At 67.7% G+C, this 12,934-nt stretch carries 11 protein-coding genes; 4 read left to right on the forward strand and 7 right to left on the reverse strand.

The window, feature by feature from the left end; genetic code table 11:
* Window positions 1-2 precede the first annotated feature (2 nt).
* The gene (locus AC1U89_RS01855; protein WP_479897950.1) at window positions 3-1,439 is read right to left on the reverse strand and encodes a sugar porter family MFS transporter; all 1,437 of its coding nucleotides are present in this window, start codon (window positions 1,437-1,439) and stop codon (window positions 3-5) included.
* Between the two features lie 284 nt (window positions 1,440-1,723).
* Between AC1U89_RS01855 and AC1U89_RS01860 the strand changes: the two genes are divergently transcribed.
* Window positions 1,724-3,919, forward strand: coding sequence for a TonB-dependent receptor domain-containing protein (locus tag AC1U89_RS01860; protein WP_479897951.1), 2,196 nt, complete (start codon window positions 1,724-1,726; stop codon window positions 3,917-3,919).
* A 198-nt stretch (window positions 3,920-4,117) separates the two neighbouring features.
* Here AC1U89_RS01860 and AC1U89_RS01865 read toward each other — a convergent pair whose 3' ends face one another.
* The gene (locus tag AC1U89_RS01865; RefSeq protein WP_479897952.1) at window positions 4,118-4,582 is read right to left on the reverse strand and encodes a hypothetical protein; all 465 of its coding nucleotides are present in this window, start codon (window positions 4,580-4,582) and stop codon (window positions 4,118-4,120) included.
* 318 nt (window positions 4,583-4,900) lie between these two features.
* Between AC1U89_RS01865 and AC1U89_RS01870 the strand changes: the two genes are divergently transcribed.
* On the forward strand, window positions 4,901-6,052 hold the full coding sequence (locus AC1U89_RS01870; protein WP_479897953.1) for a hypothetical protein: 1,152 nt from the start codon (window positions 4,901-4,903) through the stop codon (window positions 6,050-6,052).
* Between the two features lie 69 nt (window positions 6,053-6,121).
* On the opposite strand, the gene AC1U89_RS01875 is transcribed toward AC1U89_RS01870, so the two are convergent.
* Complete coding sequence (locus AC1U89_RS01875) at window positions 6,122-6,616, reverse strand: N-acetyltransferase family protein (RefSeq protein ID WP_479897954.1); 495 nt, start codon at window positions 6,614-6,616, stop codon at window positions 6,122-6,124.
* Window positions 6,617-6,736: 120 nt separating this feature from the next.
* On the opposite strand from AC1U89_RS01875, the gene AC1U89_RS01880 reads away from it, so the two are divergent.
* Window positions 6,737-7,609: a radical SAM/SPASM domain-containing protein gene (locus AC1U89_RS01880; protein WP_479897955.1), complete on the forward strand. Its 873-nt coding sequence runs from the start codon at window positions 6,737-6,739 to the stop codon at window positions 7,607-7,609.
* Between the two features lie 45 nt (window positions 7,610-7,654).
* On the opposite strand, the gene xylD is transcribed toward AC1U89_RS01880, so the two are convergent.
* The 4 genes from xylD to AC1U89_RS01900 form a co-directional block, all read right to left on the reverse strand.
* Window positions 7,655-9,436 carry a xylonate dehydratase XylD gene (gene xylD / locus AC1U89_RS01885; protein WP_479897957.1) on the reverse strand — a complete coding sequence of 594 codons (1,782 nt, stop codon included), beginning with the start codon at window positions 9,434-9,436 and terminating at the stop codon, window positions 7,655-7,657.
* Complete coding sequence (xylC, locus tag AC1U89_RS01890) at window positions 9,423-10,298, reverse strand: D-xylonolactone lactonase (RefSeq protein ID WP_479897959.1); 876 nt, start codon at window positions 10,296-10,298, stop codon at window positions 9,423-9,425. The genes xylD and xylC overlap by 14 nt, the downstream gene beginning before the upstream one ends.
* 129 nt (window positions 10,299-10,427) lie before the next feature.
* Window positions 10,428-11,180, reverse strand: a complete 753-nt coding sequence (gene xylB, locus AC1U89_RS01895; protein WP_479897961.1) for a D-xylose 1-dehydrogenase — start codon at window positions 11,178-11,180, stop codon at window positions 10,428-10,430.
* Window positions 11,181-11,203: 23 nt separating this feature from the next.
* Window positions 11,204-12,355 carry a fumarylacetoacetate hydrolase family protein gene (locus tag AC1U89_RS01900; RefSeq protein WP_479897962.1) on the reverse strand — a complete coding sequence of 384 codons (1,152 nt, stop codon included), beginning with the start codon at window positions 12,353-12,355 and terminating at the stop codon, window positions 11,204-11,206.
* Between the two features lie 201 nt (window positions 12,356-12,556).
* Between AC1U89_RS01900 and AC1U89_RS01905 the strand changes: the two genes are divergently transcribed.
* A complete protein-coding gene (locus AC1U89_RS01905) occupies window positions 12,557-12,934 on the forward strand; it encodes a DUF427 domain-containing protein (protein WP_479897963.1) in 378 nt (125 codons plus the stop codon).

The following is a 12,934-nucleotide window of genomic DNA, read 5'->3' on the forward strand; positions in this document are numbered from 1 at the left end:
CTTCAGCCTTCCATCGCCTCCAGTTCCTTGCCGCGCGTCTCCTGGATCAGCTTCTGGACCAGGAAGTACGAGACCAGGGCGCACAGGGCGTAGAAGCCGTAGGTGGCCGGCAGGCTGATCTTCTTCATGATCGGGAAGCTGAACGAGATCGCGAAGTTGGCGATCCACTGGGCGAAGCCGGCGACGGCCAGGGCCGAGCCGCGCATCTGGTTGGGGAACATCTCGCCCAGCATGACCCACATCACCGGGCCCCAGCTGAGGTTGAAGAACACCACATAGGCGTTGGCCGAGATCAGGGCGGTCAGGCCCACGTTGTCGGCCATGTGCAGCGAGCCGTTCACAGTGGTGGCGGTCGAGAAGCACCAGGTCAGCACGCCCAGGGTCACGGCCATGCCGGCCGAGCCGATCAGCAGCAGCGGCTTGCGGCCGATCTTGTCGATCAGGCCGATGGCCAGGAGGCAGGCCAGGATCGACAGCGAGCCCGACAGGATGTTGATCTTCAGGCTGTCGTTCTCGGTGAAGCCCACCGACTGCCACAGCACCGAGCCGTAGTAGAAGACGATGTTGATGCCGACCAGTTGCTGGAACACGGCCAGGACCAGGCCGGCCCACAGGATCGGGCGCAGCTTCTTGGTCACCGGGTCCAGCAGGTCGGACAGCTTGGGCTGGTGGTCGGCGGCAAGCGAGGCACGGATCTCGGCGACCTTTGCGGCGCCCTGGCCTTCGCCGAACAGCTTGGAGAGGATCTTCTCGGCCTCGGCCTCCTTGCCCTTGGCGACCAGGAAGCGCGGGCTTTCCGGGATGCTCAGCAGGCACAGGAAGAAGACACCGGCCGGGATGGTCTGCATCCAGAACATCCAGCGCCAGGCGGGCAGGCCCAGCCAGAACGGGGCGGTCGAGCTGCCGGCGGTGTGGGCCAGGAAGTAGTTGGCCAGGAACGCGCCGGTCAGGCCGGTGATGATCATGATCTGCTGCACGGACGACATGCGGCCGCGGATGTTCGCGGGCGTGACTTCCGAGATGTAGACCGGGCACAGCACCGAGGCCGCGCCGACGCCCAGGCCGCCGATCAGGCGGAAGATCACGAAGACCAGCGAGGTGTGGGCCGCGCCGGTGCCCAGGGCGCTGACGAGGAACAGCAGGGCCGAGATGATCATCACGGTGCGGCGGCCCCACACGTCGGCCAGGCGGCCGGCGGCGAAGGCGCCGAACGCGCAGCCCAGCAGGATGGCGGCCACGTTCAAGCCTTCGCCGGCCTCGGTCAGGCCGAAGGCGGCCTTCAGGCCGTTCTGAGTGCCGTTGATGACCCCGCTGTCATAGCCGAACATGAAGCCGCCGATGGTCGCGACGGCGACGATGGCGGCGACGAAGGCCATGTTGACCTTCGCGCCGTCCGCGCTCATGCCGGCGCTCGGTCCGGCGTTAGATACAGATGCCACTTTGTTTTCCCCGATAGGCCCGAAGGCCGCGTTTGATCCCTAACGAGCCCTGGACTGGGGCCTTTGATTGGCTCGAACCTTAATGTTAGCGGTATCAGGTCGCAAGCGCCCTTAGATGTCCAGGCTTAAGGCACGATGGCAACGTTGTCATCCGCCGAAGCGGCGATCTGGCGCACGAACATTGCCGAAAAGACATTTGCTTCCGGGCGCGAGTTGGCCTCTTTCGCGCCTCCAAGTCGTGGGCAAGCTTCGCCCTGTCGCACAGTAGCCGTCGGGGGACGTCCTTGCGTTTGAAAGTTCTTTTGCTGGCCGCCGCGGCGGCCCTGTCGCCGAGCCTGGTCCTGGCCCAGACCTCCCCGGGTCCGGCGCCCACGCCGGCCCCCGCCGCCGCCAAGCCGCCCCAGGCCAAACCAGCGGACGGCTCGACCGCGGTCGAGGGCGTGACGGTGACCAGCGACTCCACGGCCATGCGCACCTCGATCGACCGCCGCAGCTACAGCGTCGCCAACGACCTGTCGGCCAAGACCGGCTCGATCGCCGACGCCCTGCGCAACATCCCCTCGGTCGAGGTCGACGTGCAGGGCAATGTCAGCCTGCGCGGCGATCCGAACGTCACGATCATGATCGACGGCAAGCCTTCGAGCATGTTCAACGGCGACGGCAAGGCCGACGCCCTGCAGCAGATGCCGGCCGACCAGATCGACCGCGTCGAGGTGATGACCAACCCGTCGGCCGCCTACCGCCCCGACGGCACGGCCGGGATCATCAACCTGATCACCAAGCAGACCCGCAAGCCCGGCGCGACCGGCTCGGTGAAGCTGAACATCGGCCCCAACGGCCGTTACAACACCGGGATTTCCGGCAACCGGGTCAAGGGCAAGCTGACCCTGTCGGGCGACGCCAGCTATCGCTATGACCGCCAGGAATCCTGGCTGGAAGACTCGCGGCAAAACCCGGTCACGGGCGGCGCGACCCAGCAGGACGGCGCGTACATGAACGCCGGCGGGGCGCTGAGCCTGCGCGGCGGCGCCGACTACGCCCTGACGCCCAAGGACCGGCTGAGCGGCGAGATCCGCTATCGCGACATGAGCTATTTCACCGGCGGGCAGGAGACCTTCACCACCCTGGCCCCGGCCGGCGGCGCGGCCTATTTCCGCGACAGCGGCGCGAACCTTGACCGCGAGAACGGCGCGATCAGCGGCGACTGGCGCCACCAGTTCAAGGGTTCCGAGCACGAACTGGACGCCCACCTGGAATACGAGGTCACCGACTTCAAGCGCAACGGCACGGCCTTTACCGACAACAACCTGAGCCCCGACTTCTACGAGGCCTTCGGCTTCGGCAACAAGCAGGACCGCGCCAACTTCAAGCTGGACTACACCCGTCCGATGTCGGGCGAGGCCAAGCTGAAGACGGGGCTCGACCTGGAGACCACCAGCAACGACTACGACAACCACGGCGCCCGGGGCGCGTCGATGGACAGCCTGGTGGTCGAGCCGGCCCTGACCAACCGCTTCCTGTACGACCAGGACGTCTATGCCGGCTACGTCACCTACGAGCGGCCGTTCGGTCCCGACTTCACGGCCCTGGCCGGCCTGCGGGCGGAACAGGTCGACATCCACACCAATCAGGTGACCTCGGTCCAGAAGGACACGAACAGCTACTTCCGCCTCTATCCGTCGCTGCACCTGGGCTACACGCTCAGCCAGACCCAGAGCCTGACGGCCAACTACAGCCGGCGCGTCCAGCGCCCGCAGCCGCAGGACCTGAACCCCTATCCGGTCTATATCGACCCCAAGAACTTCGCGGCCGGCAATCCCGACCTCAAGCCTCAGGTCACCGACAGCTACGAGCTGGGCTGGCAGTACCGGAAGGGGCCGAACTCGTACCTGGCCACGGCCTATTACCGCGAGAGCCGCGACGGCGTGACCAGCGTGACCCACGACCTGGGCGACGGTACGTTCCTGAACACCCGCGAGAACCTGGCCAAGAGCCGCAACGGCGGGCTGGAGCTGGTGGCCAACGGTAAGCTGACGCCCAAGCTCAGCTACAACGTCAGCGGCAACGCCTACTGGAACGAGATCCAGTCGACGACGCCCGGCCTGGTCGGCACGCGCGAGATGACCACCCTGTCGGGCCGCGCCAGCCTCAGCTGGCAGGCCACGCCCAAGGACTTCTTCCAGCTGAACGGCTTCACCTCGGGCAAGCGCCTGACGCCCCAGGGCTATAACGAGCCGATCTCGCTGCTGAACCTGGGCTATCGCCGCAAGGTCACCGACAAGCTGAACTTCGTGGTCACCGCCAACGACGTGCTGGACTCGTTCAAGAACGTGGGCGTGATCGACACCCCGACCCTGAAGCAGCGGGTCGAACGGACCGGCAATGTGCGGGCGGTGTTCTTCGGCTTCACCTACAGCTTCGGCGGCGGCAAGCCGCGGCCCGAGCAGTTCGACTTCGGCACGGGCGCGGCCGGGGGGTAGGGGTGTTCCGCGAAGCCCAGGGCTTTCACTAAACGGTTGTCATCCCGGAAAGCGCGCAGCGCTTGTCCGGGACCCAGGTGAACCGCACCGCTTCCGCCCAGTCCCCTGGGTCCCGGACAGCCTCTGCGAGGCTTCCGGGATGACAACAGTTTTTGCGTCTAGAGCCTCTTGGACGTTTCGAGCGCCCAAGCTCCACAGCTACCTCAGCGTATAGCCCCGTCCCGTCAGGCAGGCGGCGCGGGCCTGGTCGAAGGCGGCTTGCGTGCCCGCCACCGCCGCGGCGTTGGCCTCGTTCTGGGCCCGGGCCGCGCGCCGGTTCTTGCCGCGCCGCATGACCCCGCCCGCGACCGCGCCGGCCAGGGCCGCGTCACCGGCGTCGCCGCCGGAGACCGCGCCGATGCCCGCCCCCACCAGCGCGCCCTTGGCCCGCGCGCCGCTGCCGGTGACCGGCGCGGCCTGGGCCTGGGCGGGCACGGGCGGGTTCATCGGGTCGAAGCCGCTCTGCTGGGTGGCCCACTGCGAGCAGGACGCCTCGTCCTTCTGCTGCTGGGCCTGGCTCTGGCCCTTGGCGGGATAGGCGTACTGGGCGCCGGCCGTCCCGGCCAGGGCCAGCTCGCCGACCACCAGGACGGTCGCCAGGGTCGCTCGGATCATGGGCGGCATGGCCGTCTCCCGTGAGGACAGCTCGGCCCGCCGCCGTGGCGGGCGAGCCCGATGGGCGAACCTTCGCGCCGCCGTCGCCGCGTCGCCATCGGGCCATGGCCGCAGGCGAGACCAGGCAAAACCCCTAGGTCGGCGGGCGAGGGCGGGCCCGCGGCGGGCCTATCGAAAATAAGAACAAAATAGGAACAAATGACGTCCGAGTCTGACGTAGCGGCCGCCTATCCTTCGAATTGTCCGAGGCGTTCCTCCTGACCGGGAGGCAAGGCGGCGGGCCTGCAATTTTGGCAGATATTTTTGAATTATTTGGAGAATTTTGAAATGACCAACTACGTTTTCGTCGATGACTACAGCCCGGCCCCCAACGGCGACTACGCGCCGGCCTTCGAAGAAGCGTTCACGCACTCGAACGAGGTCCGGATGCTGGCCAAGGAGTATCTGGTCAAGCGGGCCATCATGCTTCCGGCGCGCAACAACATCGCGCTCCGGGGCTGCGGGGTCGGGGTGACCAAGATCAGGTCCGACGCCGCCGACAAGCCGGTGATCATCATCCAGCCGACCACGGACTACCTCACCATGGCCGACTTCACCGTGGAGCACAGCGTTCCCGCCGTGCTCGGCGGCGACGGGATCAAGCTGGACAAGTCGATCACCTACAGCTGGGATAACGGCGTCATCACCAACGTGCGCGCCAATTCCAACTATATCGGCTGGAACCTGGGCATGACGGCCTACACCCTGTTCACCAACTGCGGGGCGGGCAAGAACAAGTCGCACGGCTTCAGCTTCACGGCCAACCCCGACTACGCGCACAACCCGCTCCAGTACTATCTGACCAAGTGCACGGCTTCGGAGAACGGTGGCGACGGCTACCACTACGGCGTCGAGCATGGCGTCAACCAGACCGGGGACGTGACCACCTCGGTCGGCGCCCTGGAGCAATGCGTCACCTGGGCCAACCTCGGCAACGGCGTCAGCGCGGTGGGTCTCCAGACCAACCCCATCGCCAGCATCCGCATCGACGGCGGCTTCTACGGCGAGGACCACGGTCACGGGATCTATCTGGACACCTGGGGTTCCCAGCACCTGCTCCGACCGGGCTTCATCGAGCTGTCCGGCGACTGCGGGATGTACCTGTCCGACCACAACAAGCAGATCCAGGTCGGCCCGACGATCGTCACCAACAACGGCAATGACGGCATGCTGATCAATTGCCCGGACGTGACGATCACCGGCGGTCAGTTCATCGCCAACGGCCGCCTGCACGTCGGCGGGCGCTCGAACGGCATCTACTTCTACACGGGCGGTTCGGGCGTCGTCAGCGGCGTGCGGGCGCGGTCGTGGGGTGGTCAGCAGGACTGGGGCGTGGTCACGAACGCCGACGTGCTGCTGGTCGGCAACGACCTGAGGAACAACAACCTGGGGGCCCAGACGGGCGCGACCAACCCCAGCTCGATCGGCAACCGCGTCTAGTCCGCGGGCGTCTGAAGACCACGGAAGGGGGCATGCGGACGCGCATGCCCCTTTTTCTTGGTCCTGGAGCTATGTCGTCGCCGCCTGGCCGGCCAGGCGCTTCTCGTAGCGCCAGACCTCCAGCGGGAAGAGGCCCTCGGAGGTTTCGGTGGGCACGGTCTCGATCCGCGCCATCGTCCAGCCGGCCTTCTCGTAGAACCGCGCCGCCCGGGCGTTGCCGATCGCGCAGGCCAGCCAGGCGGTCTCGACGCCGGCCTGGGCCAGCCGCGCCTCGGCGTCGGCCATCAGCACCGCCGCCGCCCCGGTCCCGCGCGCCTCGGCGGCCAGGTAGAACTGGTAGAGCTCGTCGTCCTTCAGCAGGTGGAAGCCCAGCGGCGCCCCGACCGGGCCCAGGGTGCGGACCTTAGGCAGGGCGGCGGCCATCCGCGCCTCGAAGCTCTCCAGCGTGCGCAGGCGCTTCAGGGCCTCGGGCAACAGCCCCTCGTGCCCGTCGCGCCAGCCGGACCACCACAGGCGGGCCAGGGGCTCCAGGTCGGCGGGTTCGGCGTCTCTGACTGTCATCATCGTGGGGCTCCGTCCAACCTCTCGACCGGCATCTTCGGCGCCAGGAGGCGATCCGCAATCTCGATGCATCCCTTAGACCTTCAAGGTTGTTGGGTATCTGTGATTGTGGTTCGGTGGCTCATGGACAAGTCCCTGCGATCGGTGATCATCGGCACGACGGGCCTGTGCAACGCGTCGTGCATCCACTGTCCGACGGGAAAGGCGGAGACCGCCCACCTCCCGCAGCGGACCATGTCGACCGGGCTCTTCAACCGCATCGTTGACCAGTTGGCGGACGGCGACTGGGCGATCTGGGGGAACCTGTCGCTGGGCCTGTTCGGGGACGGGCTGCTCGACCCTTACGTCGTCGAGCGGTGCGAATACGCCCGCAAGCGGCTGCCCAGAGCGCCGATCGCGGTCAACACCAACGGGGCGGCCTATAATCGCGCCAAGCATCTGGCGCTGCGCGACACCGTCCAGGCGATGGCCCTGCACGTCGAGAGCCTGAGGCCGGACATCTACAATCGCATCATGTATCCGCTGCGGTTCGATCGCGTGATCACCAAGGTGGAGATGATCATGGAGGACTTCCGGGAAAAGGTTACGCCCTCCATCCCCCTGCACAGGATGAACATGTGCGAGCGGGAGCATTTTCTTTATTACTTCAAGAAGATGGGGGCCAAGCAGGTGCACTTCTCGTCATTGTCGAACAGGTGCTCCGACAAGACGGAATTCGCCAACCTGGCGTTCGCGCCGCTGGATGGGCCCTGCGGGGCCGAGATCGCCGACAACCTGATCGTCGACTGGGACGGCCAGGTCTTCCTGTGCTGCAACGATTTCAGGAAGGAGGAACCGGTCGGCGACCTGAACTTCCAGACCCTGGAAGGGGTCCTGAGGGACGCCCGGCGCACGACCGCCATCGGGCATCTCGTCGACGGTCGCGCCGACCTGATCAAGACCTGCGCGAACTGCAAGTGGGACAAGGTGGACCAGAAGCTGGTCGGCGCCTGCTGAGGGCGTCGAAGGCCCTCCCCCGAGGGGAGGAGGGCTTTCGGATCGTCAGTGGTTGTGCCGTGGCAGCTTGCTGGCCAGGTCCTGGTACTTCACGGCGAACTCCAGCACACCGCCGGTCTCCAGCTGGCCCGTGTGGGCGCGGTAGATTTCCTGCCAGGGGGTCATGGTCGCCGGGACGGCCGGGATTCCTTCCTTCTTGCGCTCGGCGATCGTCGCCTCGTCCACCAGGGCGTCGCAGCGGCCGGTGTTGAGGTCGATGCGGATGGTGTCGCCGGTGCGCAGCCACGACAGGCCGCCGCCGATGGCGCTTTCCGGCGAGGCGTTGAGGATCGAGGGGCTGTCGGCGGTGCCCGACTGGCGGCCGTCGCCCAGGGTGGGCAGGCTCATGATGCCCTTCTTCAGCAGGGCGTCCGGCGGCTGCATGTTCACGACCTCGGCCGAGCCGGGCCAGCCGATCGGACCCGCGCCGCGGATCACCAGGATGCAGTGCTCGTCGATGTTCAGCGCCGGGTCGTTGATCCGGGCGTGGTAGTCGTCCGAGCCGTCGAACACGATGGCCCGGGCCTCGAAGATGTCCTCCTGGCCGGGCTTGGACAGGTAGCGGGCGCGGAAGTCGGCGCCGATGACGCTGGACTTCATGATCGCGAAGTCGAACAGGTTGCCCTTCAGCACCAGGAAGCCGGCCTTCTCGGCCAGCGGCTGGGCGTAGGGGAAGATCACCTCGCGGTCCTTGGTCTCGCGGCCCTCGAGGTTCTCGGCCATGGTCTTGCCGGTCACGGTCAGGACGTCGCCGTGCAGGCGGCCCTGCTGCAGCAGCTCCCACAGCACCGCCGGCGCGCCGCCGGCCCGGTGGAAGCGCTCGCCCAGGTACTTGCCGGCCGGCTGCATGTTGACGATCAGCGGGATGTCGTAGGCCGCGCGCCAGTCGTCGGCGGTGATCTCCAGTCCGGCGTGGCGCGCCATGGCGGCGATGTGCGGCTGGGCGTTGGTCGAGCCGCCGGCCGCCGCGACCAGGGCGATGGCGTTCTCGAACGCCTTCTTGGTCAGGATGTCCTTGGGTTTGATGTCCTCATAGGCCAGGTCGACGATCCGCTGGCCGGTGCGGTAGGCCATCTGGCCGCGCTCGCGGTACGGGGCGGGGATCGCCGCGCAGCCGGTCAGCGACAGGCCCAGGGCCTCGGCGACGGCGTTCATGGTCGAGGCCGTGCCCATGGTGTTGCAGTGGCCGGCCGAGGGGGCGCTGTCCGAGGCGCGCTGGATGAACTCCTCCTCGTTGATCTCGCCCGCCGCCAGCTTGCGCCGCGAGCGCCAGATTACCGTGCCCGAGCCGACCAGTTCGCCCTCGTGCCAGCCGTCCAGCATCGGACCGCCCGACAGGACGATGGCCGGGATGTTGACCGTGGTGGCGGCCATGATGCCGGCCGGGGTGGTCTTGTCGCAGCCGGTGGTCAGGACCACGGCGTCGATCGGATAGCCGTGCAGGGTCTCGACCAGGCCCAGATACGACAGGTTCCGGTCCAGGGCCGCCGTCGGGCGACGGCAGTTCTCGAAGATCGGGTGGACCGGGAACTCCATCGGGATGCCGCCGGCGTCGCGGATGCCGTCGCGGATCCGGGTCACCAGGTCCAGGTGGATGCGGTTGCACGGCGAGATGTCGCTGCCGGTCTGGGCGATGCCGATGATCGGCTTGCCGCTGCGCAGCTCCTCGGGCGTGATCCCGTAGTTCATGAACCGCTCCAGATAGAGGGCGGTCATGTCGATGTGGTCGGGGTTGTCGAACCAGTCGCGCGAGCGGAAGCGGCGGGGCGTTCGGTTAGGGGCGGTCAAGGCGCACCTCGTACTGGGGCTGGCCCGCGACGGCGACAGGCAGGGCGAACAGGCCGCCGCAAAGCGGGTAGGCGGCCAGTTGCTCGTCGCTCAGGCCCTTGCGGGCGGTGGTGAAATACACGGTCTTCAGGTCGGGCCCGCCGAAGCAGGGCTTGGTGACGTTGATGGCGTCCAGGGTGACGCGGTCGACGATCTCGCCGGCGGGCGACAGGCGCAGGGCGCCGTGGCCGCCCCACAGGGCGGTCCAGACGTAACCCTCGGCGTCGACGACCGAGCCGTCGGGCCAGGCGTTCTCGATGTCCAGGCGGAAGAATTCGCGCTTGTTCGACAGCGCGCCGTCCTCGCCCAGGTCGTAGGCCCAAATCACCTTTTCCAGGGTGTCGGTGTGGTAGAAGGTCTTGCCGTCGGGCGAGGCGCAGGGGCCGTTGGTGATGCAGACGCCGTCGTCGACCTTGATCGGCCGGCCGGCCTCGTCCAGGCGGTAGAGCGCGCCCGTCGGGGTCTCCTCGCCGTCGTGCATGGTGCCGAACCACAGCCGGCCCGCGCCGTCGACGGTGGCGTCGTTGGGGCGGTTGTTCAGGGCCGCGTCCTCGATCTCGCCCAGGAAGGCGAAGCCGCTGTCGGGGTGGAAGTGGTGCAGGCCGCTCTTCAGCCCCGCCACGAAGCCGCCGCCCGCGCGGGGGGCGAGGAAGGTCACCTGATCCGGCGCGTCATAGCTGGCGGTCTCACCGCTGGCCGGGTGGAAGCGGTGGACCTTGTGGCCCTTGATGTCGACGAACCACACGGCCTGCTCCTCGGCGGACCAGATCGGCCCCTCGCCGAGGGTGGCCTTAAGGTCCCAGACGCAGGTGGGGGTGGGCATGCGCGACGTCCTCTCGAGTTCCTAGCGCGGTATACCCTCTCGGCCGCCTCGCGACAGCACCTCCAAAGGTCGGAGATCGACGCGACGCCTTTCGGGCGAAGGCCGGGCGGGCAGGGGGCTACGCGCCGATCAACGCCAGCCGGCGTCGATCCAGTATTCGTGGCCGGTGCACAGGGCCGCGTCGTCCGAGGCCAGGAACATCACCAGCGAGGCGATATGGTCGGGGACCAGGCGGCCCTTCAGGGCCTGGGCCTTGACGATCTCGGCCTCGCCCTCGGGCGTGTACCACTTCTCCTGGCGCTTGGTCTTGACGTTGCCGGGCACCACGCAGGTGACGCGGATGTCGTCGGGGCCCAGCTCGCGGGCCAGGGCCCGGGTCATGCCCTCGATGCCGGCCTTGGCGGTTTCGTAGAGGACCAGATCCTCCAGGCCCAGGTGCCAGCTGATCGAGCCGAAATTGATGATCGCGCCGCCGCCGCGCGCCTTCATCCCCGGGGCCACGGCCTGGGTGCAGAACAGCATGTGGCGCAGGTTCACGTTCATGCGCTCGTCCCAGTAGGCGGGCGTCACCTCGGCCAGCTTGTGGCGGTCGTCGTTGCCGGCGTTGTTGACCAGCACGTCGATCGGACCGATCTGGGCGAAGGTCTTGGCCACCGCGTCCAGGTCCATCAGGTCGCAGCGGATGAAGACCGGCGCGATGTCCGAGCCCGACAGCTGCTGGGCCAGGACCTTGGAGTCCTCGTCGGCGACGTCGAGGAAGATCACCTCGGAGCCCTGGCGCGCGAAGCCGGCGACGATGCCGGCCCCGATGCCCGAGCCGCCGCCGGTGACGACGACGCGCTTGCCCCGAAGGCTGGGATAGATGGCGGAGGAGGTGCTCACTTGCGGACGCTTCACTTCGATGTTCACAGCAGGCCTCGGCCGGCCAGGTTGCGGATCAGGGCGGAGACGCCGAACGTCCAGGGCGGAGCCTGGTCACAGGTGGTCACTTCGTTCTCCAGCACGCCCAGCTTCGGGGTGGCCACGCGCACGCGATCGCCGACCTTGTGGGTGAAGCCCTGGCCGGCGGTGTCGCGGTCCTGGATCGGGGCGAACATGGTGCCCAGGAACAGGGCGAAGCCGTCGGGGTACTGGTGCTGCTTGCCGTAGGCCTGGCCGGCCAGCACGGCGGGGTCGCGGCTGATCAGGCTCATGTTGCTATGGCCGTCCAGCACGAAGTTGTCGCGGCCGGTGATCTTCAGCGTGACCTCGGCGTTGCGGACGTCGTCCAGGCCGAAGCCGTCGTCGAACAGGCGGAAGAACGGGCCGATCGAGCAGCTGGCGTTGTTGTCCTTGGCCTTGCTGAGCAGCAGGGCCGAGCGGCCTTCGAAGTCGCGCAGGTTGACGTCGTTGCCCAGCGAGGCGCCGCGGATGCGGCCCTGGCCGTCGCACAGCAGCACGACTTCCGGCTCGGGATTGTTCCAGTGGCTGTCGTTGCGGACGCCCACGTGGTCGCCCCAGCCCATCGACGACAGGGTCGGGCCCTTGGTGAAGATCTCGGCGTCGGGGCCGATGGCCACTTCCAGATATTGCGACCACAGGCCGTCGGCGATCAGGGTGGCCTTCAGGCGCGCGGCGCCGTCCGAACCCGGGTTCACGCTGCGCAGGTCGCCGCCCATGCTGGCCGACAGCTGCTCGCGGATCTTCAGGGCGGCGGCGGCGTCGCCGCGGGCGCGCTCCTCGATCACCCGCTCCAGGGTCGAGACGGCGAAGGTGACGCCGGCGGCCTTCAGCACCTGCAGGTCGACCGGGGCCAGCAGCTTGGCGGCCGCGCCTTCGGGGTTTTCCCAGACGGCGCGGACGTCCAGGGCTTCCAGCGGGCCCAGGTCCTCGCCGCGCGGAATCGCCGCGCCGGGCTCGAAGGCGTTCATCAGGTCGGAGGTGGTCGGGGCGATCTTGCTGACATCCTCGATCCGCCCGCCGCGGATCAGGACGGGAGTCGGACCCTGGCCGAAGTCGATGCGGCCCAGCAGGGTCGCGTCGCGCCAATCGTCGGGAAGAAAATCACTGAGGGCCACCGGTCGTCTCTCTCCCTGGCGGGCGCGCTGGACCGGTCTTAACTCGCCGCCCACGCCCCCCGTCACTTGTCGATGACGTTGTTAGCGCTAACACGACGCCCAACGCAAGCCCTGCCGCGACGTGCAAATCGCGTCGACACCCTGGCGGAAGAGCGGGCCCGAGGCCACTTACAACGGTGTAAGCTCCAGCAGGACAGCGCCATGACCGACCGGCCGATCAAGATCCCGGGCCCCGATCACCCCATCACCGTCACGCCGAATCCGAAGCGGGTGGTCGTCACCCTCGCCGGCAAGGTGGTCGCCGACTCGCGCGACGCCCTGACCCTGAAGGAGGCGTCCTACCCGGCGGCGCAATATATCCCGCGCAAGGACGTCGACATGGCCCTGCTGGCGCGGACCGACCACGCCACCTACTGCCCCTACAAGGGCGAGGCCTCTTACTTCAGCATCCCACTGGGCGGCGAGCGGTCGGTCAATGCGATCTGGACCTACGAGTCGGCCTATCCGTCGGTGGCGGCGATCCAGGATCACCTGGCCTTTTATCCGGATCGGGTGGACGGGATCGCGGAAGAGGATTGA

It is taken from the genome of Caulobacter sp. 05T431 (assembly GCF_056665975.1).

Bases quoted from the DNA above. Each gene is read 5' to 3' on its own strand.
- AC1U89_RS01865 (WP_479897952.1), bottom strand. From the start codon at position 4,582: ATGCCGCCCATGATCCGAGCGACCCTGGCGACCGTCCTGGTGGTCGGC.
- AC1U89_RS01870 (WP_479897953.1), top strand. From the start codon at position 4,901: ATGACCAACTACGTTTTCGTCGATGACTACAGCCCGGCCCCCAACGGC.
- AC1U89_RS01875 (WP_479897954.1), bottom strand. From the start codon at position 6,616: ATGATGACAGTCAGAGACGCCGAACCCGCCGACCTGGAGCCCCTGGCC.
- AC1U89_RS01880 (WP_479897955.1), top strand. From the start codon at position 6,737: ATGGACAAGTCCCTGCGATCGGTGATCATCGGCACGACGGGCCTGTGC.
- xylC (WP_479897959.1), bottom strand. From the start codon at position 10,298: ATGCCCACCCCCACCTGCGTCTGGGACCTTAAGGCCACCCTCGGCGAG.
- AC1U89_RS01905 (WP_479897963.1), top strand. From the start codon at position 12,557: ATGACCGACCGGCCGATCAAGATCCCGGGCCCCGATCACCCCATCACC.